The sequence below is a fragment of the Streptomyces sp. PTY087I2 genome, assembly GCF_001687325.1.
In the GTDB taxonomy this organism is placed as follows: domain Bacteria; phylum Actinomycetota; class Actinomycetes; order Streptomycetales; family Streptomycetaceae; genus Streptomyces.
Genome location: NZ_LZRD01000006.1, coordinates 134,282 through 158,508, shown reverse-complemented (window position 1 = coordinate 158,508; position 24,227 = coordinate 134,282). Strand labels below are relative to the sequence as shown.

General features: G+C 73.7%; 11 protein-coding genes (1 of these 11 cut by a window edge). 2 read left to right on the top strand and 9 right to left on the bottom strand.

What is annotated here, in order from left to right:
- Positions 1-270 precede the first annotated feature (270 nt).
- Positions 271-864 (bottom strand): TetR/AcrR family transcriptional regulator, encoded by a 594-nt coding sequence (locus A3Q37_RS08090; protein WP_065479857.1) that lies wholly within the window; start codon positions 862-864, stop codon positions 271-273.
- Between the two features lie 89 nt (positions 865-953).
- Between A3Q37_RS08090 and A3Q37_RS08085 the strand changes: the two genes are divergently transcribed.
- The gene (locus A3Q37_RS08085) at positions 954-1,838 is read left to right on the top strand and encodes an NAD(P)H-binding protein (protein ID WP_065479854.1); all 885 of its coding nucleotides are present in this window, start codon (positions 954-956) and stop codon (positions 1,836-1,838) included.
- Here A3Q37_RS08085 and A3Q37_RS08080 read toward each other — a convergent pair.
- The 7 genes from A3Q37_RS08080 to A3Q37_RS08050 form a co-directional block, all read right to left on the bottom strand.
- A complete protein-coding gene (locus tag A3Q37_RS08080; RefSeq protein WP_065479851.1) occupies positions 1,826-2,212 on the bottom strand; it encodes a VOC family protein in 387 nt (128 codons plus the stop codon). The two genes, A3Q37_RS08085 and A3Q37_RS08080, sit on opposite strands and share 13 nt — an antisense overlap.
- 52 nt (positions 2,213-2,264) lie before the next feature.
- The gene (locus A3Q37_RS08075) at positions 2,265-2,693 is read right to left on the bottom strand and encodes a DUF4190 domain-containing protein (protein ID WP_065479848.1); all 429 of its coding nucleotides are present in this window, start codon (positions 2,691-2,693) and stop codon (positions 2,265-2,267) included.
- Positions 2,694-2,781: 88 nt separating this feature from the next.
- The gene (locus A3Q37_RS08070) at positions 2,782-3,345 is read right to left on the bottom strand and encodes an FABP family protein (RefSeq protein WP_065479845.1); all 564 of its coding nucleotides are present in this window, start codon (positions 3,343-3,345) and stop codon (positions 2,782-2,784) included.
- 112 nt (positions 3,346-3,457) lie between these two features.
- The gene (locus A3Q37_RS08065) at positions 3,458-5,197 is read right to left on the bottom strand and encodes an ABC transporter ATP-binding protein (RefSeq protein WP_065479842.1); all 1,740 of its coding nucleotides are present in this window, start codon (positions 5,195-5,197) and stop codon (positions 3,458-3,460) included.
- On the bottom strand, positions 5,190-6,905 hold the full coding sequence (locus A3Q37_RS08060; protein ID WP_065479840.1) for an ABC transporter ATP-binding protein: 1,716 nt from the start codon (positions 6,903-6,905) through the stop codon (positions 5,190-5,192). Before A3Q37_RS08060 ends, A3Q37_RS08065 begins: the two co-directional genes overlap by 8 nt.
- Positions 6,902-7,774 (bottom strand): alpha/beta fold hydrolase, encoded by an 873-nt coding sequence (locus A3Q37_RS08055; RefSeq protein ID WP_065479836.1) that lies wholly within the window; start codon positions 7,772-7,774, stop codon positions 6,902-6,904. The genes A3Q37_RS08060 and A3Q37_RS08055 overlap by 4 nt, the downstream gene beginning before the upstream one ends.
- Positions 7,775-7,782: 8 nt before the next feature.
- The gene (locus A3Q37_RS08050; protein ID WP_065479833.1) at positions 7,783-8,580 is read right to left on the bottom strand and encodes a siderophore-interacting protein; all 798 of its coding nucleotides are present in this window, start codon (positions 8,578-8,580) and stop codon (positions 7,783-7,785) included.
- 140 nt (positions 8,581-8,720) lie between these two features.
- On the opposite strand from A3Q37_RS08050, the gene A3Q37_RS08045 reads away from it, so the two are divergent.
- Positions 8,721-9,710 (top strand): ABC transporter substrate-binding protein, encoded by a 990-nt coding sequence (locus A3Q37_RS08045; protein WP_079137700.1) that lies wholly within the window; start codon positions 8,721-8,723, stop codon positions 9,708-9,710.
- Between the two features lie 130 nt (positions 9,711-9,840).
- Here the strand turns inward: A3Q37_RS08045 and A3Q37_RS08040 are convergent, their stop codons facing one another.
- Positions 9,841-24,227: the 3' portion of a non-ribosomal peptide synthetase gene (locus A3Q37_RS08040; RefSeq protein WP_065480251.1), read on the bottom strand. The gene runs 1,150 nt beyond the window's last position; 14,387 of the gene's 15,537 nt are visible here — the last part of the coding sequence; its start codon lies off the right edge, out of view; its stop codon occupies positions 9,841-9,843.

The following is a 24,227-nucleotide window of genomic DNA, read 5'->3' as shown; positions in this document are numbered from 1 at the left end:
GAGTCCGGTGGGGCCGCGGCGTCGTCTCAGCTCTGCGGACGCCTGCCGTGGTTCGCGGCGTTCTTGCGGCGGGCCTTCTTCTTGCGACGTCGCTTCGAGGACATCGAACCCTCCTTATCTGCTCGGTGCTCCATTGCGGACGGCCAACGGGCGGGGTCGCCCGGTGATCACCGGGCCGCCTACCCACCCACACCGTGGCAAACACCCGGTGCGCGTGCAACCGGCGGTGCGGCGGCGGGCGGGGGTGGACTGATGTGCGGAGACCGCCGGTCAGGCGTCCGGCGTACCGGACCCGATCACCTGGACCGCGTACCGCGCCAGTTGGGCGCGGATCTCCTCGTGCGACATGCCCTGGCGGGTGATCAGATGCTCGACGAGATCCGCGCGGGTGGCGGCCAGCAGGGCATGGGCGGCGAACGCGCTGTCGGTCCGGCCGTCGATCCGGTCCAGCATGTCCCGCAGGACACGGTGCCAGCGTTCGTAGTGCTCGGCCCGGTAGGGGCCCGCGTCGCCGGTGTCCTCCAGGGCGAGGGCGAGGTGCCGGTTGTCGAGCTTGAAGCACAGGACGGCATCGAGCAGGGCGGGGATCCGCCGGTGCGGTGGGGTCGCGGGGCCCAGCGGCGGAGGGCCGTCCTCCACGGCGGCCCTGATCGGTTCGAGGCGGGTGGCGAACAGCGCCTGGATCAGCCCGGTGCGGTCGCCGAAGCCGCGGAAGAGGGTCGCCTTGCCGACTCCGGCCGCCGCCGCGATGTCGGCCATCGTGATGGTCGCGGGGCTCTCGCTGCGGGCGAAGAGCTCATCGGCCGCGGCGAGGACGGCCGCACGGTTGCGGACGGCGTCCTTGCGGGGTGTGCGGGCGGTCATGGCGCTCCTCGATTGCAAAACGGACCAGCGGTCCGTATCGTCGACCGCAAAACGGACCCAGGGTCCACATACTAAGTGACGGAGCCTTCATGAACCCCGACGCAGCCCCCGGCGCAACCCTGGTCATCGGCGCGACCGGCACCACCGGAAGCCGCGTCGCGGCCCGGCTCTCCGCCGCGGGCCACCGGGTGCGCGCCGCCTCCCGGACCGCTCGCGCGGCCCTCGGCACCGAGGGGGTCCGCTTCGACTGGGAGGACTCCACCAGCCACGGCCCGGCGCTGACCGGCGTGGACCGGGTCTATCTGGTGCCGCCGGTCGGCCACCCGGAGCCGGCCGGGCTGATGCTGCCCTTCCTGGAGCGGGCCCGCGACGCCGGTGTGGGCCGGGCGGTGCTGCTCAGTTCCTCGGCGATCTCCATGGGTGGGCCCGCGACCGGTGTCGTCCACCAGGCTCTGCCGGACCTCTTCGGGGCGTGGGCGGTGCTGCGGCCGTCCTGGTTCATGCAGAACTTCGCCGGCGCTCATGTGCACGCGCTGAGCATCCGCGAGGCCGGGGTCATCAGGACGGCCACGGGCGGCGGGCGGGTCGGGTTCGTGGACGCGGAGGACATCGCCGCCGTCGCCGTACACGCCCTGACCGACGAGCAGGCCCCCGACACCGACCTGGTCATCACCGGTCCCGGGACGCTGAGTTACGACGAGGTCGCGGAGGCCGTCGGCCGGGGCACCGGACGCCCGGTGGTCCATGAGCGCTTGGGGTACGAGGCGATGCGCGACCGGCTGGCCGCCTCCGGGATGCCCGCCCCGTTCGCGGAGCTGCTCGCCGGACTGGACCGCGCCATCGCCGACGGGGCCGAGGACCGGGTCACCGACACCGTGCTGCGCGTCACCGGGCGGCCGCCGGGTGACTTCGACGCGTTCGTGGCGCGGGAGTTGCGGCCGTCGACGGGCGGGGCCGTCGCTCAGGGCCGGTAGCGCAGGGGGTGGTCGTCGGGCACCTGGACGACGGCGATCCGCACCCCGTCGGGGTCCTCGATCCACATCTCGACCAGCCCCCAGGGCTCGCGTTTCGGCGGTCGCAGGACGGTGACGCCCTTCGCCCGCAGTTCCTCGTGGGCGGCCTCGGCGTCGTCGACCTGGAGCCAGATCCGGATGGCCGACGAGGGCGGCTCCTCGCTCCGGCCGGAGACCTCCAGGAATCCGCCGCCGAGGAAGTAGACCGTGCCGCGCTCGGGGCCCGTACCGAATTCCCGGTACACGGCGAGGCCCAGGGCCTCGCCGTAGAAGGCGCGGGAGCGGTCGGGGTCGGTGGGGTGGAGCAGGATCCTGCTGCCCAGTACATGCACCATGAGCCCGAGCGTACGCCGCCGCCCCGCGGGACGGCGGCTCCCGTGGGACCGGTCAGTTGGTCAGTTCGTCGATGAAGTCCTCCGTGCACCGGTCCTCGGCGGCCCGCCCGTAGGCCCGGTCCATGCAGTTCTCGAAGTCCTTGAATTCCTGGGAGTCGAACACGGAGATCGCCACCACGAGGAAGACCGCCGACCCGATGAGCCCGAGCGCGCCGAACGCGGCGCCGACTATGGCCATCACGCGGCGCGGTGCGCGGCCCTGGCGGGTGCGGAGCGCGGCGATGACGCCGAAGACGACGGCGAGCAGCCCAAGGAGCAGTCCGCCCACGATGGTCCAGAAGAACAGGCAGGCGAGGAGGCCGAGCACCAGGGCGGCGACGGCGAAGCCGTTCGTCCGGGCGGGCGGTGGCCCGCCGTAGGGGTCGTGGCCGGCCGCGGGCGGCGCCGAGTACGGGGAATCCGGGTATGAGGGAAGGGACATCGGGAAGGTGCTCCTGTTCTCCTGTGCTTCCCGTCCACCTGCCCCGTGGCCCGGCCGCCATGCCGCCGGTTCGGTCACGCTCCGGCAACTAAATGCGCTGGCCAGGCGCTGTGCGGCGGAGTTCGGCGGACAGGTGGTGCTGGAGCGGGCGGCCGACCGCGGCGAGGTCGTGGACGAAGGCGAGCGTGTCCGGGTCCGTCAGGGTGTAGCGGCGGCGGGTGGCGTCGACCTGTTTGGCGGTGGGGGCGAGGGAGACCTGTTCGGTGGCGAGGTCGGCGGCGCCGTCGCGGGCGTGGCCGGACAGGATCTCCGCGATGCCGGTGGGCTGGGTGATCAGGGCTTCCACCCGGCCGTCCGGCTGGAGCCGCCACCAGCCGGTCTCCCGGGCGGACGGCCGCAGGGGTTTCCCGTCCGCGTCGAGCAGCCAGGCCCGGGCCTCGTACGCGAGGAAGGGCCGCCCGTCGTGGCTGAAGGTGACCTCCTGCGCGTACGTGAAGTCCGCCTCCAGCGTCGGATACCCGCCGCTGCCCGTGCCCCGCCAGGTGCCGAGGAGTCCGGTCACCGGGGCGAGCAGGGGGTGCGGCGCGGGGGACGCGTCGGTGCTCAGCGCGTCGGGGAAGGGGAGGGGGACGTCGCGGACGGGGTGGTTCATACGGGGGTGCGCTCCTGAATCCGTCGGGGCCGGTGCCGGGTCGCAGCCTAGGCGGTGGGAGCGGGTAACGACGGCAGCCCGCACGGGTGTGCGGGCTGCCGTCGACGGGAGTTCAGTTGTGGGCCAGCAGGGCGTTCTCGTCGAGGCGGATGATGCGGGGCAGCCGTTTGATGGTGGCTTCGCGGTGGGCGATGACGATGAGGGTGCGGTCGGTGCGCAGGGTGTCGATGGCCGTCTCCAGGGTGCGTGCCGTCTCGGGGTCGATGTCGGCGGTGGCCTCGTCGAGGACGAGGACCGCCGGGTCCAGGAGCGCCGCGCGGACCAGGCCGATGAGCTGGAGTTCACCGGCCGAGAGCCGGCCCGTACCGCGTCCGAGGCCGGTGTGCAGCCCCTCGTCGAGCGAGCGGACCCAGTCGGCGAGGCCCAGGTGGTCGACGGCCTCCGCGATGCGCCGCTCGTCGGGGTCGCCGGGCACCAGCCGGAGGTTGTCGAGGAGGGTGCCCTCGATCAGGTGGACGCGCTGTGGGATCAGGACGATCCGGCGGCGGAGTTCGGCGGGGTCGAGGGCGGCGAGGTCGTGGCCGTCGTAGCGGACGGTGCCGCTGTCGGGGGTGTAGAGGCCGGTCATCAGTTTGGCGAGGGTGGTCTTGCCGGAGCCGGTGGGGCCGACGAGTCCGACGCGTTCGCCCGCCTCCACCCGTACGGAGAGTCCGCCCAGGACTTCGGTGCCTGCCACGTAGGAGTAGCGGAGGTTGTCGATCTCCAGGTCGCCGCGTTCGGCGGTGACGGGCGCCGGTCCGGCGGTGACGGGCGCCGGTCCGGCGTCGTCGGGTGCGGGCCGGGGGGCGTGGATCCCGGCGCGGGGGGCGGTGGTGGTCAGCAGGTCGAGGAGCCGGGCGAGGCCGACGAGGGAGATCTGCACCTGTCCGACGAGGTTGGACGCCTGGGTGGCGGAGTCGAAGAGCTGGCGGGTGGCGAGGATGAAGACGACGACGGTGCCGACGCTGATGGAGCCCCGGGCGGCGAGCCAGCCGCCGACCAGCAGGAGCACGGCCGTGGTGAGGCTCTGGACGATACGGGCGAGGCTGATCAGGAACAGGCTGCGCTGACTGCGGCGGGCCGCGCGGTAGCGCCGTTCGTTGTCGGCGAGGAACCGCTCGCGCCAGAAGCCGATGCCCCCGCCGGTCCGGAGCATCTCGCGGGACTGGACGAGTTCGCGGTAGGTCGTCGCGACGGTTCCGGCGGCGGCGGCCTCGGCGGCGAAGGCCGGGTTGGCGGCCTTCTTGAACAGCCGCAGGACCATGACGATGGCCGGGACGAACACCACGGCCAGGGCGAGGGTCAGCAGCGGCGAGTAGGTGAGCAGCAGCACGGTCGTGAAGAGGAGGTACGCGGCGACGGTGAGGACGTCGGGGAGCTGGCTGCGGACGAAGTTGGCGAGGTCGGCGATCTCGGTGGTGGTACGTCGGAGGAGGTCGCCGGAGGGGTGGGCTTCGAGGAAGCGGAGCGGGGCCCGGGAGAGCCTGGTGACGGCCAGTTCGCGCAGGGTGCGCACGACGCGTTCGCCGACGGAGATGAGCAGCAGTTCGGACTGGCGGAACAGGACAAGACGCAGCAGGGCCAGTGCGGTGAGGGCGGCGACGGCGGTGAACAGGCCGGTGCGGTCCCGCTGGAGGATCTGGTCGACGCCCGCGCCGATGACGGCGGGTACGGCGACGGTGGTGGCGGTCGCGGCGGCGCCGGCCAGCAGGGCCAGGGTGATGCCCCGGCGTTCGGGGCGCATGTACGGCCAGGCTCTGCGCAGGACGCGGCGCTGGTCGGGGGTCGCGGTCAGGCGCTGGTGCTCAGCCACCGGTGGTCACCCGCTCTTCCGTGTCGTCGGGGGCGGCCGCCTTGGCCGGGGCGAGGGTCAGGGTGCGGTCGGCCGCGTCGAGGAAGCCGCCGCGGTGGGTGGCGCAGACGATCGCGGTCTCGCCGGACCAGGCGCGCAGCCGTTCCAGCAGGGTGCGTTCGGTGGTGGTGTCGACCGCGGAGGTGATGTCGTCCAGGAGGAGGACGGGGGGCCTGCGCAGGACGGCGCGGGCGAGGGCGAGGCGTTGGAGCTGGCCGCCGGAGAGGGTGCTGCCGCGTTCGCCGACGAGGGTGTCGAGCCCGTCGGGAGCCGCGTCGAGGTAGTCGTCGAGGGCGGCCGTACGGCAGGCGGCGCGCAGTTCGTCGTCGGTGTGGGCGGAGCCGAGGCGGAGGTTGTCGGCGAGGGTTCCGCTGACGGTGACGGGGCGTTGGGGGACGAAGCCGAGCCGGGCGTGGACCTCGGCGGGGTCGGCCTCCTCCAGGGACTGGCCGCCGAAGCGCACGGTGCCGGCGGTGGGCGGGAGGAGTCCGGCGAGGACGCGCAGCAGGGTGGTCTTGCCGGAGCCGGTGGGGCCGGTCACGGCGACGAGTTCGCCGGGGCGGACGGTGAGGTCGACGGGGGCCAGGATCGGGTGTCCGCCCGCGCTGTGGGCGACGCCTTCGGCGGTGAGGTCGCCGGTCGCGGGCAGCGGGGCTGTGCCGGGGGCCCGGTCGGTGGGGTGCGGCAGCAGAACGTCCTGGAGGCGGCGGGCCGCGGTGGTGGCCTGGCTGAGCTGGCTGATCCGCAGGGTGATGACGCCGACCCAGAGGACGAGCATGCTCATCCAGCTGGTGAAGGCGACGATGCCGCCGACGGACATGGTGCCGCGCAGTACGGCGACGCCGCCGAGGCCGAGGCCCGCGCCGATGGCGAGGGCGGGCACGAAGGGCGAGAGGGCGGCCCAGCCGGCGGAGACCCGGCCGGTGGTCAGGGTGTGTTCGGTGACGGTGGCGCTGCGCTCGTGGTGGCGGCGGACGAGTGCGGGTTCGCCGCCGAGGCCGCGGACGGCGGCGCTGGCGGAGAGCAGTTCCTCGACGGCGTCGGCGCGGCTGCCGTGGGCGGCCGAGAGGGCGGTGTTGGCAGCGCCGAACCGCTTGGGGAACCAGTAGGTGTTGATCCACACCAGGGGCGGTACGCACAGCAGGCAGATCAGGGCGAGGAGCGGGTCGAGCCGCATGATCGCGACGATCATGACGACGAACCCGGTGACGCCGGTGAGGAACGAGGCGACGCCGGAGAGCCAGCCGCGGACCAGGTCCACGTCCCGGGTGCCGCGCATGCCGAGGTCGCCCTCCCCGTACCGGGCGACGGCGCGGGCGTCGAGGCGGGAGACGCGGTCGGCGAGGGCGATGTAGAGCCGGTTGCCCTGGGTCGTGGCGAGCAGGGTGGAGTACCAGCCGAGGACCATCTCGGCGGCGGCGGCGAGGATTCCGGCACCGACGATGATCAGGGCCCAGCGCAGGAGGGCGGAGTGGTCGTCCTGGACGATGCCCTGGTCGACGGCGCGTTCGATGAACCAGGGCAGGGCGATCAGGGCAAGCTGGTAGACGAGTCCGCCGAGTACGGCGAGGACGGCGAGGGCGGGGCGGTCCCGGAGGCAGCCCGCGAGGAGTCTCAGCCCGTCGCGGGTGGTGGGCTCGTACACGCGCTGCTCGGTCGTGGCGTTCACGCGCCACCCCGCCCGGTGGTGCGGGGGCTCTCGCCCCGGCCTGCGGCGTGCGCGGCCTCGGGGCGGCGGGCGAAGAAGTCGAGCATGGCGGCGTTGACCTCCGCGGGGCGTTCGAGGTGGCCGTAGTGGCCGCAGCGTTCGATCTCGGTGTAGCGGGCGCCGGGGGCGGTGTCGGCGATCTCGCGGCCGGCCGCCGCCGGGATCATGACGTCGTCGGCGAAGCCGATGCAGAGCAGCGGTACGTCGAGCGTGGCGTACCGGGGCAGTTGGTCGACGTGGCGCATGGCGTCGTACTGGGCGCGGACGCCGGGGCCGGTCGCCGCCCGGGCGTACGTGAAGACGTCGAGCCAGTCCTGTACGGCGCCGGGGTCGCGCAGGGTGTGGGGCGACAGGTAGCACAGGGCCCGGAAGACGGCGTCGTGGGTGGCGGGGACGGCGGCTCCGCTGTCGTACAGGTCGGCGGCCGCGCGGGAGACGGCGTCGCCGAAGGTGTCGACGCGGGCCCGTCCGGCCATCAGGACGGCCTGGGAGACGAGTTCGGGCCGGGTGAGGCAGAGTTCGCCGACGATCGACGCCCCGAGCGAGAAGCCGACGACGCGGCAGGGCGGGAGGGCCAGGTGTTCGATCAGGGCCGCCAGGTCGGCGGCCATGGCTTCCACGGTGATGCCGCCGGGCGGTAAGGCGTTCGGCGGGATGCCGCGGTTGTCGGGGGCGATGACCCGGTAGCCGGCGGCGGCCAGGGCGGGGGTCTGGTGGGCGCGCCAGGCGGTGCGGGTGGCGCCGGTGCCGTTGACGAGGACCACGGGTTCGCCGTCGCCGCCGGTGTCGTCGAAGACGACGTCGATTCCGTTGAGGGGTGCGGAAGGCATGGTGGGGGTCAGACCTCGCTGTCCTGGGTTTCGCCCTGGGTCCAGTAGGCGGTCAGGTGGGTGTCCGAGCGGTCGAGTCCGCGGACGTGGACGAAGTGGTGGCGCAGGTCCCGCATGACGCCGCGTTCCGCGCCGCCCCACACCCGCCCCTTCCCGTCCGGGAGTTGAAGGCCGGTGGCGTGTTCGCGCAGGAGGTCTCCGTGGGCGCGGTCGTGGCGGTGGAGCCAGGTCACGGTGGCGTCGGCCCGGGTGGGCAGGGGTTGTTCCTCCGCCCGGTCGGCGGCCTCGACGGCGGCCAGGACGCGGTGTCCCGGGGGGAGTTCTTCGAGGATCGCGCCGATGGCGGGCAGCGCGGTCTCGTCGCCCAGGAGGAGGGTCCAGTCGGTGGCCGGGGCGACCGGGTAGGCGGGGCTCGGGCCGAACCAGATCACCTCGTCCCCCGGCCGGACGCGCTCAGCCCATCCGGAGGCGAGCTGATCGGGGCCGTGCAGCACGAAGTCCATGTCGACCTCGTGGAGTTCGGGGCGGTGGTCGCGGATGGTGTAGCGGCGCAGACGCGGTTTGGCGGTGGGCAGCAGGGCGCGGGCCGCCTCGCTCGTGAACGGCCGGGGCAGTTCGACGCCGGGTTCGTAGAAATAGAGGGCGACATGCTGATCGCTCCCATTGCTGCTGAACTCTGACAGATCGTCACCTCCGAGTGTCAGCCTGATCATTCGGGGAGTGATGTGCCGCAGCCTGCGCACGGTGGTCACGTGGATGCGCCCTGGCCTGCGGTTTCGTTGTTCGTCGGTCGCGACCGTGCTCATGACGTGCGGACTCCTCGTTGCTGATCGGGATGGTCGGCTCCCTGAATCCTGCCCGGAAGCGATAGGTTAGGCATACCTTACTTCTGGCCGCGCCCTCGTGCGGCCGGAAGATCTTTCTGTTTCTCGACGAAGGAGTGACCATGGCACGTTCACGTGTCCTGTCCGGCCCGGTGGAGCGCAGGCGTTTCCTCGGCGGACTCACGGGTGCCGCGGCGGCGTTAGGGCTGACGGCCTGTGGCGTGAGCGAGTCCGACGGCAAGGCCTCGGACGGCGGTTCCAAGGAGCCGGCCGGTGCGGCGACCCGCAGCCTGGAGACGGACAACGGGACGGTGAAGGTCCCGGAGAACCCCAAGCGGGTGGTGGTTCTGGAGAACTACGACGCGCTGATGCTCCTCGATCTCGGGATCGCGCCCGTCGGCATCCCCGACGGGGCGGCCAACCCCCAGCTGCTGCCCGAGAAGAGCTACGAGCAGCTCAAGGGCGTCGACACGATCGGCGCGTCGGGGACGCCCAACTCCCAGGCCATCGCGGCCCTGAAGCCGGATCTGATCATCGATCAGTTCTACAAGGAGAAGTCGGCTCCGCTCAAGACCATCGCACCGGTGGCCTACTTCGACTGGCACACCAGTGGGGCGTTCTGGAACGAGCAGATCGCCAAGGTGGCGAAGGCGGTCAACCGCGAGAGCGAGCTGGCGGCGAAGAAGAAGGAGTACGAGGACCGGCTCGCGGAGGTGAAAACCGCCTACCGCAAGCAGATCGAGACGACCACCTGGGCCCCGCTGAGCGGTGGTCCGAACGGCAAATTCTTCCTCGGAACGCCGCTGGTCACCGTGATGCGCGATGTGGGTCTGCGGATCGGCGCCGGGCTGCCCGAGAAGGAGGCGGGCTTCGTGCCGAAGAGTTACGAGGAGATGGACGTCCTCAAGGACTGCGACGCCCTGATCTACTCGGTGCAGGCCGACGGCAAGCCGACGCCCACCACGCAGGCGCTCCTGGACCACAAACTGTGGAAGGGCGTGCCCGCTGTCAAGGCCGGACGGGCCTTCCCCTCGCGGCACTTCGTGATGGCCAACTACACCTTCGCTATCGCCACGGTCGACGAGATCGAAGACATGCTGAAAAAGATGTAGCGGACTGCTGAGCCTCTCGGCCCGTCGGCGGCGTGTGCCGCCGACGGGCCGATGCGTGCGCCCGGTCCGCGGGGCGTCCCCGAGGGGGATCCGGCACCGGCCGGATCCCCCTCGGGTGTGGAGCGGCCGGTCAGCCATCTGCCCGGCCGCTCCCGTCATGGCGCCGCAGCCCGGCGGCGAGCGCGGCGGCCGTGCGGTGCCGGAAGACGTCCCTGGGGGCGGCATCCCAGCCCGCGGCCCGCAGGACCCCGGCCAGCCGTACGGTGACGATGCTGTCCCCGCCGAGGGCGAAGAAGTCGTCGTCGGCCCCGACCCCGGGCAGCGACAGCACCTGGGCCATGGCGGCGCACACGGCGCTCTCCCGCTCCCCCGCCGGCTTCCGGCCGCCGGCCGCCGCGCCGAAGTCGGGAGCGGGCAGCCGGTCCCGGTCCAGCTTGGCGTTGGCGGTCATCGGCAGCTCCGCCAGCAGCACGACCGCCGCCGGGACGAGGTGCGCGGGCAGCCGCTCGGCGAGCCACGCCCGCAGTACGGCCGGGTCGGGGGCGCTGCCCGGCCGGGGCACCCCGTACGCGACCAGGCGGCGCACCCCGCCGTCCTCCCGGGCGACGACGACCGCCCGGGCCAGGTCCGGGTGGGCGGTGGCCACGGTCTCGATCTCGCCGGGCTCGATGCGGAAGCCCCGGATCTTCACCTGGTCGTCGACCCGGCCGAGGAATTCCACCGCCCCGTCCTCGGTCCAGCGCGCCAGGTCCCCGGTCCGGTAGAGCCGGCTGCCGTCGCCGGCGAACGGGTCGGCGACGAACCGCTCGGCGGTGAGCGCGGCCCGGCCCCGGTAGCCCCGGGCGAGGCCGGCTCCCGCGAGGTACATCTCCCCCGGCACCCCGGGCGGTACGGGCCGCAGTCCGGCGTCGAGCAGGTGCACGCGGGCGTTGTCGACCGGCCGCCCGATCAACTGGGCTTCGCTGTCGCGGACATGGGCGACCATCGCGTCCACGGTGCCTTCGGTGGGACCGTACAGGTTGACGACGTCGGTGCCGGGCAGCTCCCGCAGCCGGGCCCACTGGCTGTCGGGCACGGCCTCGCCGCCGACGCCGAGCAGCGGCAGCGGGCACGTCCCGCCCTCGGTCAGTCCGGCCTGCTCCAGCTGGGCGAGCACGGTGGGTGCGACCTCGATGAAGTCGATGGCGTTCGCCCGCAGATAGCGGTGGAGCTGCTCCGGGTCGCGCTGGATGTCCTCGGCCAGGACATGGACGCAGTGGCCGTGGAACAGCCACAGCTGGGGCTGCCAGGAGGCGTCGAAGGAGAACGACCAGGCGTGCCCCACGTGGAGGCGGGAGCGGCCGGTCCGCTCGACGACCGGCTCGTACAGGGCCCGGCGATGGCTGTGGAAGAGGTTGACCACGCCCCGGTGGGTGATCACGACGCCCTTGGGGGTGCCGGTGGAGCCGGAGGTGTAGATGAGGTAGGCCGGGTTCTCCGGCCGCAGCGGGCGCAACCGGTCGGCGTCGGTGGGCGGTTGGCCGGGTCGCCCGGCGATCGTGTCCGCCGTGGCGGAGTCGTCGAGGAGCACGGTGACCGGGTGCCGGGCCCGTCCGGCGAGGGCGGTCGTGGTGAGCAGGAGGGCGGGCGAGGCGTCCGCCAGCATGAACGCGAGCCGTTCGGCCGGGTAGTCGGGGTCGAGCGGCAGATAGGCGGCTCCGGCCTGGTGCACGGCCAGGATGCTGATCAGCATCTCCTCGGTACGCGGCAGCATCAGCGCCACGAGGTCCTCCGGCCCGACGCCCCGGGCGATCAGCTCGTGGGCGAGGCGGGCGGAGCGCGCGGCGACGTCCCGGAAGCTCAGGGTGGTGTCGCCGCAGACCAGCGCCAGCGCCTCCGGGTCACGGGCGGCCGCCTCGGCGAAGAGCCCGGGCAGGGTCTGCTCCGGGTGGGGCCGGGGAGCGGGGTTCCAGTCCGTCAGGATGCGGCTGCGCTCGTCGGGCGTCAGGGCCTGGAGCCGGTGGACGCGGGTGTCGGGCCGGCTGCCGACCTCGGCGAGCAGGTGGACGAGCCGGCCCATCAGGGCGGCCGCCTGCTCCGGTCCGAAGAGGTCGGGCCGGTACTCCAGGGTGAGGTGCCCGCCCGGGACGACGGCGAGGGTGAGCGGGTAGTGGGTGGCGTCGGTGTGCTCGCTGCCGGTGACGGTGAGTTCCCCGGACCGCTCGGCTCGCCGCAGCCCTTCCCCGTCGACGAAGTAGTTCTCGAACACCAGCAGGGTGTCGAAGAGTTCACCCGTTCCGGCGCTCCGCTGGATGTCGGCGAGCCCCAGGTGCTGGTGGGCGGAGAGCTTCGCCTGTTCCGCCTGGAGACGGGCCAGCGCCTGGCGTACGGTGCCGCCCGCGCGCAGGTCGACGCGGACCGGCAGGGTGTTGATGAAGAGACCGGTCATGGTCTCGACGTCCTCGATCTCCGGGGGCCGGCCGGAGACGGTGGCCCCGAAGACGACGTCCTCGCGTCCGGTGTGGCGGGCCAGCAACAGCCCCCAGGCGAACTGGATCACCGTGTTGAGGGTGACGTCCGCGCTCCGGGCGAGGCTCTGGAGGCGTTCCCGCAGCGTGGCGTCGAGCTGGTGCGGAATCCGGTCGGAGAGGGCGGGGCGCCGGCCGGGGTCGGCGGGGGCGATGAGGGTCGGCTCGGTGACCCCTTCCAGGGCCGCCCGCCAGGCGGCTTCGGCAGCCTGCTGGTCCTGGGCGGTTCGCCAGGCCAGAAAGTCCCGGAACGACCGGCGCAGTGGGGGGAGTTGGGCGGTTCCGGTGTCGGAGGCGTACAGCGACAGCAGTTCCTGTACGAGAACGGGCACGGACCAGCCGTCGAGGATCACGTGGTGGTTGGTGACCAGCAGGGCGTGTTCCCGCTCCCCCAGCCGGACCAGCCGCAGGCGCAGCAGGGGTGGTGCGGTGAGGTCGAAGGGCCGGGTGCGGTCGGCCTCGGCGAGGGCGCGGAGCGCGGTCTCCGTCACGCCGGCGGGGTCGCGCCGCAGGCCGTTCTCGCGTACGCCACCGGGGTCGGCGCGCAGGTCGTTCTCGGCCCAGTCGGGGGTCACGTCGTCGAGCACGACCTGTACGGGGCGGCCGCCCGCGTCGACGAAGGCGGTGCGCAGTCCGGGGTTGCGGTCGAGCAGGGCGGCGGCGGCCCGGCGCAGAGCGGCCGGGTCGAGGTCGCCGGTGAGGCGCAGGGCGAGCTGCATGGTGTAGACGTCGATGTCGTCGCCCGCCAGCAGGGTGAGGGCGTACAGCCCTTCCTGGAGCGGGGTGAGCGGCCAGACGTCCCGCAGTGCGGGCCACCGCCCCTGGAACGCGTCGACCTGGGCCTGGTCCAGTCGTACGAGGGGGAAGTCGGACGGGGTGTGCACCGGGTCGGCCGGGGCCTCGGCGAGGGTGTTCAGCGCCTCGCACCACAGGTCCAGCAGGCGTTCGGCGCTCTCGGCGTCGAGGATGCCGGTGGCGTACGTCCAGCGGGTGGCGAGCCTCGGTCCTTCGGGCCCGTCGACCGTGGAGGAGATGATCTCCAGCGGGAAGAGCACGGGGACGGTGTTACGGACGGGCCGCAGGGCGGGCAGCGCCTCCGGGGCGGGCGACCAGGGGGCCGGTCCGGTGTCGGGGGTGTCCCCGGGGCCGGTGAAGCGGCCGAGGTAGTTGAGCACGATCTCCGGGGTCCGGGAGGGGCCCGCCGGGTCGTCCAGGTGGTGCAGCAGCCCGTGTCCGATGCCCTGGTCGGGGGTCTCGCGCAGGTGTTCCTTGACGGCCATCAGCGCGCGGCGCGCCACGTCACCGCCCGGCCCCGACGGTGTGGAGAGGTCCGGGGCGACCGGGTACCAGCTGGTGAACCATCCGACGGTGGTGGACAGTTCGGACCCGGGCACGACGTTCTCCTCGCGCCCGTGCCCTTCGACGGCGATCACGTCACGCCCCGCGCGCTCGGCGCGTTCCTCGCGCCAGCGGGCGAGGGCGAGGGCGGTGGCGGCGACGAGGACGTCGTGGACGGAGCCGTGGACGGCGGCGGGGACGCGGGTGATCAGGGCGCGGGTGAGGTCGGGGTCCAGGGTGCGTTCGAGGTGGGCGACGGTGTCCCGGGTGTCGCGCGCCGGGTCGAGGGGGCGGGCCCCGAGGGCGGGGGCGTCGCGTTCCTCGCGGGCGCGCCAGGTGGGGGCCTCGGCGCGGCGGGCCGGGGCGGTCGCGGCGTCGGCGAGCCCCAGGGCCCACTGCCGGAAGGAGGTGGAGTCGCCGGGCGGGGCGGGCGGCTTTCCGGCGAGGACGTCGTCGTGGGCGGCGGCGAGGTCGGCGGTGATGATCCGCCAGGAGACCCCGTCCACGGCGAGGTGGTGGACGACCAGGACGAGGCGGCCGCTGCGGCCGGGACCCCGGTCGCACCAGACGGCCCGAACCAACTCACCTTCCGAAGGGTTGAGTTGATCGACGGCTTCCGCGGCACGGGCGGCGGTCAGTTCCACCGCCCGCTCGGCCGTCTCCTCCGCCGCGTCCACGCGGAGCAGCACCGGTTCGGCGGGCGGCTCGTCGGGGCCGGGGATGTGCAGGACCTGGCGGCCCGGCTCCCCCACCAGGGCGGCCCGCACCATGGGGTGACGCTCCATCAGCCTCGCGACGGCTGCGGTGAGGGTGGCCCGGGTCGCCTCGGGCGGGGTGACGAGATGGGCGTACTGGTGGAGTCCGTCGATCGGGCCCTGCTGGAGCGCCCACCGCATGATGGGGGTGAGCGGGGCCCGCCCTGCGGGGTCCAGCCGGGGTACGGCGGCGGGTCCGGCGGTCGCGGCGGCGCGGGCGAGGGCGGCGGGGGTCTTGTGCTCGAAGACATCACGCGGGGTGAGGGTCATTCCGGCCTTGCGGGCGCGGGCGACCAGTTGGATGGAGAGGATACTGTCGCCGCCGAGCGCGAAGAAGCTGTCCTCCGCCCCGGCCTCCGGGATGCCGAGCAACTCCGCGAAGAGCGTGGTCAGCACCGCCTCGCGGATGCCGCGCGGGGCGACGGCGGTGGCGGTGGAAGCGAGATCGGGGGCGGGCAGGGCGGCCCGGTCGAGCTTGCCGCTGGGGGTGAGCGGGAGGGCGTCCAGGCTGATCAGGGCGGTGGGCACCATGTGGTCGGGGAGGCGACGGGCGATGCGTTCGGTGATCTCCCCGGTGTCGGGTGAGGTGCCGGTGGCCGGGACGAGGTAGCCGGTGAGCACCGGCCGTCCGGGGGTGTCCTCGCGCAGGACGACGGCCGAGGCGGCGATCTGGGGGTCCTCGGCGATGACGGCCTCGATCTCGCCGAGTTCGACGCGCAGACCGCGCAGCTTGATCTGGCCGTCGGTGCGCCCGATGTAGACGAGTGCGCCGTCGGCCCGTCGGCGTACGAGGTCGCCGGTGCGGTAGAGGCGTTCGCCGGGGGCGCCGAACGGGTGGGCGACGAAGCGTCCGGCGGTGAGGGCGGGGCGGCCGTGGTAGCCGCGGGCGAGTTGCGGGCCGCTCAGGTACAGCTCGCCGGTGACCCCGTCCGGGACGGGTCGCAGGCCGACGTCGAGGACGTACGTTCCGGTGTTGTGGACGGGGCGGCCGATGGGCACGCTGCCGCCCGGCTCGTCGGCGGCCTCCCAGGCGGTGACGTCGATGGCCGCCTCGGTGGGCCCGTACAGGTTGTGCAGGCTCACGCCGGGCAGCACGTCGCGCACCGTGCGGGCCAGGGCGGTGGGCAGCGCCTCGCCGCTGGCGATGATCCGGCGCAGTCCGGTGCAGTCGGCGGCACGGGGTTCGGCGGCGAAGGCGGCCAGCATCGAGGGGACGAAGTGGACGGTGGTGATGCCGTGCCGGACGATCGCGTCCGCGACCTCGGCCGGGTCGCGATGGGCCCCGTCGGGCAGGACCACGAGGGCCGAGCCGGTGAGTATCGGCAGGAAGAACTCCCATACGGAGACGTCGAATCCGGCCGGGGTCTTCTGAAGAACCCGGTCATCGGGCCCGAACGGGAAGTGTTCGGCCATCCAGCTCAGCCGGTTGACGAGGGCGGTGTGGGTGATGACGACGGCCTTGGGGCGGCCGGTGGAACCGGAGGTGTAGAGGACGTACGCGGCATGCTCGGGGCGCAGCCCGGGGTGGACGCCTGCCGGGGCGGCCGCCGCGCGTGATGCCCGTACGTCCGGGGCGTCCAGCTCCAGCACGGCGAGGCCGTCGGGGACGGGCAGCCTGCCGCGCAGCGTGGTGAGGGTGATCAGGAGGCGCGGTTCGGCGTCGGCGAGCATGTGGGCGACGCGTTCGGCGGGGTACTCCGGGTCGACGGGCACATAGGCTCCGCCCGCCCGCTGGACGGAGTGCAGGGCCACGACGAGATCGGCGCTCCGGGGCAGCACCACGGCGACGCGCACCTCGGGTCCGACGCCCCGGTCCCGTAGAAGAGCGCCGAGTTGACCCACCTGCCGGTCGAACTGCTCGTAGGAGAGGGTGCTTTCGTCGTCGATCAGGGCGGGGGCTGCCGTCTCCGTCGCGTACCGCTCGGCGAGGAGCACCGGCAACGGCTGGTCCGACAGGGGACGTTCCTCGCCGGTGGACGCCGCGAGCACCCGGGCCCGCTGCGGGGCGCTGAGCACGGCGGCCCGGTGTACGGGGAGTTCGGGGCGGGCGACCAGGGCGGCGAGGAGGGTGACGTAACGGTCGGCGAGCGCCTGGGCGGTGGCACGGTCGAACAGGCTGGTCTGATAGATCAGCATGCCGTTGATCCCGGCCCCGTCGGGCCGCTCGGCCAGGGTGAACTGGAGGTCCAGCTTGGCGACTCCGGGGTCCGCGCTGACGGGGGTGACATCGAGCCCGGGCAGGGTGAAGGTGTCGTCGGAGACGTTCTGGAAGACCAGCAGCACCTGGAAGAGCGGGTTGCGGGCGAGGGTGCGCTCGGGGGCGACGATGTCGACGAGCTGCTCGAAGGGCAGGTCGGCGTGGTCGAAGGCGGCCAGGTCGGTGTCCCGGACCCGGGCGAGGAGTTCATGGAAGGTGGGACGGCCGCTCAGATCGGTGCGCAGGACAAGGGTGTTGACGAAGAAGCCGATGAGGTCGTCGAACTGCTCGTCGGTGCGTCCGGCGACGGGGGTGCCGAGCGGAATGTCGGTGCCGGCTCCGTGGGCGGAGAGGAGGACGGCCAGGGCCGCCTGGACCGCCATGAAGACGCTGGTGCCGTTGCGGGCGGCGAGGCTCCGCAGCTCCGCGTGGACCGCCGGGTCGACGGCGAAGGTGACGGTGGCCCCTTCGTGGGTCTCCTCGGCGGGGCGCGGCCGGTCGTAGGGCAGGGCGAGTTCGTCGGGCGATCCGGCGAGCGTCCGCTCCCAGAACGCGGCCTGGCGGGCGACCTGGCTGGCCGGATCGCTCAGCTCGCCCAGGACGTCGCGCTGCCAGAGCGCGTAGTCGGCGTAGTCGACCGGGAGCGGCTGCCAGTCGGGGTCGGTCCCGGTGACCCGGGCGGTGTAGGCGGCGCGCAGGTCGTCGACGAGGGGCCGCATCGACCATTCGTCGCCCGCGATGTGATGCAGTGTCAGCGCGAGGACGTGGTCGGTCCCGGTTCGCAGGAGCTGCGCCCTCAGCGGGATCTCCTCGATGATGTCGATGGGTTGGGTCACCCGGGCCCGCAGCGCCGCTTCGAGATCCGCCTCCGCGACCTCGGCGGCCTCCGCGAGATACGGATCGCAGGCGGCGCGGGCGGCGTCCGCGTCGAGGATGTGCTGATGGGGAAGCCCGTCGGCGTCCGGGTAGACCGTCCGCAGGCTCTCGTGGCGTACGACGACGTCGCCGACGGCCAGCCGCAGCGCCTCGCGGTCCAGCTCCCCGCCGAGGCGGACCACGATGAACAGGTTGTAGGTGGCGCTGGGCCCGTCGAGGCGGTGCAGGAACCACAGGCGGCTCTGCGCGAACGACAGCGGGATCGGCTCGCCCGGGTGCCGTTCCCGCCGTACGGGGGCGGTGCGGGCGACCGGGCGCGGCAGCACGGTCCGGGCGAGGGCGGCCGGGGTGGGGTGCTCGAAGATGTCGCGGAGGGCGACCTCGACGCCGAGGGTGGAGCGGAGCCGGTTGGCGAGCTGCATGGCGAGCAGCGAGTGGCCGCCGAGGTGGAAGAAGTCGTCGTCGGGTCCGGTGCGGTCGAGGCCGAGGACGTCGGCGAACAGCTCCCCGAGGACCGCCTCGCGGGCATCCCGGGGCGCGCGGGCGCGCTCCCCGCCGGAGGCCTGCGGCGCTGGCAGGGCCGCCCGGTCGACCTTGCCGTTCGGGGTCAGTGGCAGCGCTGGCAGCTCCATGATCACCGAGGGGACAAGATGCTCGGGGAGCCGCTCGGCCAGGTAGGGGCGCAGGTGGTTGGAGGTGGCGGTTCCGGTGACGTACGCGATCAGGCGCACCGCGCCGCTCGGGTCGGGCAGGCCGACGACGACGGTGTCCGTCACGTCGGGGTGGCCGCGCAGGACGGCCTCGATCTCGCCGGGTTCGACGCGGTGGCCGCGCACCTTCAGCTGGTGGTCGGTGCGGCCGAGGACGCGGAGGGCGCCGTCGTCCTGGACGCGGGCGAGGTCGCCGGTGCGGTACATCCGGTCACCGGGTGCGCCGTACGGGTCGGCGGTGAACCGGGAGGCGGTCAGCGCGCCCCGGCCGAGGTAGCCGCGGGCGAGGCCCGCGCCGCCGATGTACAGCTCGCCGGGCACGCCGGGCGGCACGGGCCGCAGCCAGGGGTCCAGGACGCGCAGGGTGGTGTTGTGCAGAGCGTGCCCGACGTGCGGGGTTCCGCTGTCGGGGGCGAGGTCGGCGGCGGTGGACCAGATGGTGGTCTCGGTCGGCCCGTAGAGGTTGAGCAGCCGCGCTCCCCCGTCGGCCAGGCGCTCGGCGAGGTCGGCGGGGAGCGGTTCGCCGCCGCTCATCACGCAGAGGCCGTCGAGCAGCCCGGGGGCGGCGTCGATGATGCCGCGCCACAGGGACGGGGTGGCCTGGAGGTGGGTGGCGGCGGTGCGCTCGGCGAGCGCGGACAGGAGCAGCGGGTCGAGGACTTCTTCGCGTTCGGCGAGGACGACGGCGGCCCCGGTGACGAGCGGGACGAAGAGTTCCAGGGCGGCGATGTCGAAGCTGACGGTGGTGACGGCGAGCAGCCGGTGTCCGGGGCCGGAGCCGAGGCTCTCCGCGATGGCGTCGAGGAGGTTGGCGAGGGCCCGGTGGCTGATGACGACACCCTTGGGGTTGCCGGTGGAGCCCGAGGTGTGGATCACGTACGCCGCCGCCTCGGAGTCCGGGGCGATGCCGGGCAGCCGGGTCACCGAGCCCTCGCCCTTGAAAGCAGAGGCGGTCCCGGGCTGCCCGCCCGACGGGCCGTCGTACGGTCCCGGGTCCAGGACCTCGTGTCCGGGGCGAATGACCAGCAGCGGGTCGGAGTCCTCCAGGAGGTAGGCGACGCGGTCGGCCGGGAAGTCCGGGTCCACGGGGACGTAGGCCGCTCCGGTGGCGGAGACCGCGAGGAGCACGGCGACCAGGTCGGCGCTCCGGGGCAGCGCGACGGCGATCAGCCGCTCGGGGCCGGCTCCCAGGTCCCGCAGGCGTCCGGCGACGGCGGTGACCCGGGCGGCAAGGACGGCGTAGCTCCACTTCTCGCCGCCCGCGATCAGTGCGGGCGCATCGGGGGTCGCGTCGGCCTGGCGCAGGAAGCGCCCGGCGAGGCCGAGCGGGGTGATGTCGCGGGTGGGCCCGTCGAGGCGGGAGGGGTCGGCGAGGCCGGGCAGGACGGCGGCGACGCTGCTGCCGGGGCGCTCGACGAGCTGTTCGAGCACAGAGAGCAACTGCGTGCCGATGGTGGCGACCTGGTCGGCGGTGAGGAGTTCGGGTCGGTGGTCCAGGGCGAGCGCGAGACGGTCGCGGCCGGGCAGGGCGACCAGGACCAGCGGATAGTGGGTCGCGTCGTGCCCGCGCGCCCCGGTGACGAGCAGTCCGGCGGCTTCCTCGGTACGGCGCAACTGCTCGGCGTCGACGGGGAAGTTCTCGAAGAGGACGAGGGTGTCGAAGAGCTCGCGGTGCCCTGCGAGACGCTGAAGCTCGACCAGCGGCTCGTACTGATGATCCATCAGCACAGCCTGCTGCGCGCTGAGTTCTCGTACGGAGTCGACGAGGGTCTGGTCCGGGCGCAGGGTGACCCGGGTGGGCACCGTGTTGATGAACAGGCCGATCATGTCGTGCGCGCCGTCGAGGTCGGCGGGGCGGCCGGAGACGGTGACGCCGAACGTCACGTCGGTGCGGCCGGTGAGGCGGCCCAGCAGCAGCCCCCAGGCGCTCTGGAGCACAGTGCTGACAGTGACGTCGTGGGCGCGGGCGAAGGCGTGGACGCGGGCCACCAGGTCGTCGGGCAGGGGAATGTCCACGCGTTCGGGGGCGCCCGCGGGCATCGCGGCGGCTTCCGGGACGAGCCGGGTGGGGCCGTCGATCCCGGCGAGCGCGTTCTGCCACAGGCTCTGGGTGGTGGCGCGGTCGCGGTCCTTCAGCCAGAGCAGGTAGTCACGGTAGGGACGGGGGGCGGGACCGGGCGCGCCCCGGTAGAGGGCGAGCAGGTCGCGGACGAGGAGCGGTCCCGACCAGCCGTCGAGCAGGATGTGGTGGGAGGTGACGGCGAGGAGGTGACGGCGCTCCCCGAGGCGGACGGCGGTGAGGCGCAGCAGCGGCGGGGCGGTCAGGTCGAAGCCCTGGCGTCGGTCGGCGGCCAGGATGTTCTGCGCCCGGCCCTGCCGCAGCCCTTCGGGCAGGTCGGCCGATGCCAGGTCGTAGGCGTGGACGGGGATCTCGGCGTCGGCGGGGATGACCTGGAGCGGGTCGGCTCCCCGGCGGCCGTGGAATCCGGCCCGGAGGTTGGGGTGGCGGGCCAGGAGGGCGCGTCCGGCGCGGCGAAGCCGTTCGGTGTCGAGGTCGCCGTCGAGGTCGAGGACGGTCTGGGTGGTGTAGACGTCGGGCCCGTCGCCCTCCGCGCCGAAGCCGGTGAGGAAGTACAGCCCGGCCTGGAGCGGGGAGAGCGGCAGCAGGTCCGCGAGGGGTGCGCGGGCTTCCAGGGCGTCGATCTCCGGCTGGTCGACCTCGACGAGCGGGAAGTCGCCGGGGGTGTGGCCGCCTGCCTCCGGGTCGTCCAGGAGCCGGCCGAGGGCCCGCAGAGCGGCGGTCCAGAGAGTAGCCAGACGCTCGACCTCCGCGGCTTCCAGCAGCCGCGCGGGGAAGCTGAATCCGACCTGGAGGGCGGGTCCCTGGGGTCCGTCCACGACGGAGGCGTTGAGGGTGAGGGTGTGCGAGGCGGGCAGCGCGTCGTCCGCTCCCCCGCCGAGCGACCCGGTCAGGGCCGGACTCCACGGGGCAGGCGGCCCTGACCGCTCCTGCGCATCGGAACTCCCGAAGCGGCCCAGATAGTTGTAGGCGATGCGGGGTTCGGGAAGGGCAGCGAGGGTGTCGCGCAGTTCGGGGTTGAGGTGGCGCAGCAGCCCGAATCCGAGGCCGCCGTCGGGGGCCGCCCCCAGCTGCTCCTTGATCCGCTTGACCGCGTCGGCCAGCCCTTCGCCGGCCGGGGAGCCGAGGCCGCCGAGGTCCAGCCGTACGGGGTGGACGGCGGTGAACCAGCCGACGGTACGGGACAGTTCGGCGTCGGGCACGAGCTGTTCGGCGCGGCCGTGGCCCTCGATGTCGACGAGAACCGGTTCGGTGTCGCCGCGCCAGGCCGCGAGGGCCAGGGCGAGGGCGGTGACGAGGAAGGCGTCGGGGCCGGTGTGGAAACGTTCGGGCAGGTCGGTGAGGAGGGGCAGGGTGTGCTCGGGCGCGAGTTCGGCGGAGACCGTGGTCACGGTGGCGAGGGTGTCCACGGCCGGGTCGAGAGCGGGCAGTGCCGCTCCCCCATCGCCCAGGACGGCGGTCCAGTGAGCGGCTTCGGCGCTCCGTTCGGGGGTCTGGGCCGCCCGCTCCAGGCCCTGCGCCCAGTCGGCGAAGGAGGTTTCCACGGGCGGGAGTTCGGCGGTACGGCCGTGGCGTGCGGCGTCGAGCGAGGCGGCGAGGTCCTGGGTGAGGATGCGCCAGGAGACCCCGTCGACGACCGCGTGGTGGATGAGCAGGGCGAGCAGTCCGCCCCGGTCGGGTCCGGCGTCCAGCCAGACGGCCCGGATCATGGTCCCGGCGTACGGGTCGAGCTGCCGGGCGGCCTCGCGGGCCTCGTCGCGCAAGGTGGGCAGCAGGTCGGCGTCGGCCGTCTCGACGGCGTCGATCCGGGTCAGCGGCGTCGGCCCGGAGTCACTGCCGGGGGCCGGGATCTCCAGGCTGTGGCCGGTGAGCCGGGCGCGCAGGACGTCGTGGTGGTCGAGGACGCGCCGCAGACCGGCCGTGAGCTGTTCGGCGGTCGCCCCGGCCGGGGTGTGCAGCACGGTGGACTGGTGGTAGTCGGCGATGGGGCCGCCGCGCTCCACGAGCCACCGCAGGATGGGGGTGAGGGGTGCGCTGCGCGCGGTGCGTTCGACTGGGGCGGCGGCTTCGTCCACCGTGCGGGCGAGGGCGGCGAGTTGTTCGACCGTACGCCGTTCGAAGACATCGCGGGGGCTGAGGCGCAGGCCACGGCGGCGGGCGGCTCCGACGAGCTGGATGGCGGAGATGGAGTCGCCGCCGAGGGCGAAGAAGCTGTCCTCCACGCCGACTTCGGGCAGATGGAGGATCTCGGCGAACAGGGCGGCGAGTTCCTTCTCCCGGTCGGTGCGCGGTGCGGTGCCGCCGCCGGTGGCGGTGAAGTCGGGGGCGGGCAGAGCCGATCGGTCGGTCTTGTTGGCGGCGGTGAGCGGCAGCGCGTCGAGGAGGACGACGGCCGCGGGGACCATGTGGTCGGGCAGGCTCTCGGCCGCCCAGGCGATGACATCGGCGGGCCGGGGGTCGCACCCCGGTGCCGGGACGGCGTGGGCGACGAGCCGGCGGACGCCCCGGTGGTCGGTGTGACCGGTCACGACGGCCTGGGCGATGGCGGGGTGGGCGGTGAGACGGGCCTCGACCTCACCGGGTTCGACGCGGAAGCCACGGATCTTCAGCTGGTGGTCCGTCCGGCCCGCGTACTCCAGCTCCCCCCGCTCGTTCCAGCGGGCCAGGTCCCCCGTGCGGTACATGCGAGCCCCCGGCGGCCCGTACAGGTCGGCGACGAAGCGGTCCGCGGTGATGAGCGGGCGGCCGAGGTAACCACGGGCCAGGCCGGGCCCGCCGATGTACAGCTCGCCCAGGACACCGGGCGCGACGGGACGCAGGGAGGAATCGAGTACGTAGGCACGCTTGTTCACGTCCGGAGGCCCGATCGGCACGGGTCCACCGGTCCACTCCTCGGGCACCTCCCAGGTCGCGGAGTTCACCACGGCCTCGGTGGGCCCGTAAGCGTTGAAGAGGCGGTGGCGGCGGGCCCAGGTGCGGACGGTCTCCGGGGGCAGGGCCTCGGTGCCGACGATCAGGCTCATGCCTGCGGGGAGCAGGGCGTCCGACGGCAGGGAGGCGACGACGGTCGGCGGGATCACGGCGAGGGTGATCCGCGCCCGGTTGAGGAAGTCGGCGAGCGGCGCTCCGGCCCGTTCCTCCTCCGGGACGATCACCAGAGTCGCCCCGGAAAACAGGGAGTTGGCGAGTTCACAGAAGGTGACGTCGTAGCTGGGCGAGGCGAACTGGGTGACGCGGTCGCCGGGCCCGGTGGCGAAGCAGGCGTTGGCCCAGGCGATCAGGTCGACGACCGGCCGGTGTTCGACGAGGACGCCCTTGGGGCGGCCGGTGGAGCCGGAGGTGTAGATGAGGTAGGCCCCGTTGTGGAGCCGCAGCGGAGCCCGCCGGTCGGCGTCGGTGGGGTTGTGGTCGGGCAGGCCTGCGGGCAGCCGGTCGGTCGCGACGACGGTCGTACCGCCCGACCACGGGGTGTGGTCGGTGCCGGAGTGGGCGAGGACGACGGTGGCCCCGCTGTCGGCGACGAGGCCGGCGAGGCGGTCGGCGGGCTGGTCCGGGTCGAGCGGGGCGAAGACGCCGCCCGCCTTGCCGACGGCGAGCTGGGCCACGTAGACGTCGGCCCCGCGTCGCAGGGCGACGCCGACGACGTCCTCGGGGCCGGTGCCCGCAGCGATGAGGGCGTGGGCGAGCCGGTTGGCCCGGGTGTTCAGCTCGGTGTACGTGAGGACAGGTCCGGCGTCGTCGACGGCGGGCCGGTCGGGGTGGGCGACGGCCTGCCGCTCGAAGAGGACGGGGAGGGTGGCGGGTTCGACGTCGGTGGTGTCGGCGTTGAAGGTACGCAGCACCCGGTCGCGTTCCTCGGGGGTGAGGAGGTCGGTGCGGGGCAGCGGGCGGTGCGGGTCGGCGGTGAACTCCTCGACGGCGCGGCGCAGTCGGGCGGCGACACGGGCGGCGTCGGCCTCGCTCAGGGCGTCGGTACGGTAGCGCAGCCGCAGGACGGGGCCTCCGTCGGGCCCGGGGGCAGCGACCAGGGTGAGCGGGTAGTGGGTGGCGTCCC

Bases quoted from the DNA above. Each gene is read 5' to 3' on its own strand.
- A3Q37_RS08090 (WP_065479857.1), bottom strand. From the start codon at position 864: ATGACCGCCCGCACACCCCGCAAGGACGCCGTCCGCAACCGTGCGGCC.
- A3Q37_RS08085 (WP_065479854.1), top strand. From the start codon at position 954: ATGAACCCCGACGCAGCCCCCGGCGCAACCCTGGTCATCGGCGCGACC.
- A3Q37_RS08080 (WP_065479851.1), bottom strand. From the start codon at position 2,212: ATGGTGCATGTACTGGGCAGCAGGATCCTGCTCCACCCCACCGACCCC.
- A3Q37_RS08075 (WP_065479848.1), bottom strand. From the start codon at position 2,693: ATGTCCCTTCCCTCATACCCGGATTCCCCGTACTCGGCGCCGCCCGCG.
- A3Q37_RS08070 (WP_065479845.1), bottom strand. From the start codon at position 3,345: ATGAACCACCCCGTCCGCGACGTCCCCCTCCCCTTCCCCGACGCGCTG.
- A3Q37_RS08055 (WP_065479836.1), bottom strand. From the start codon at position 7,774: ATGCCTTCCGCACCCCTCAACGGAATCGACGTCGTCTTCGACGACACC.
- A3Q37_RS08050 (WP_065479833.1), bottom strand. From the start codon at position 8,580: ATGAGCACGGTCGCGACCGACGAACAACGAAACCGCAGGCCAGGGCGC.
- A3Q37_RS08045 (WP_079137700.1), top strand. From the start codon at position 8,721: ATGGCACGTTCACGTGTCCTGTCCGGCCCGGTGGAGCGCAGGCGTTTC.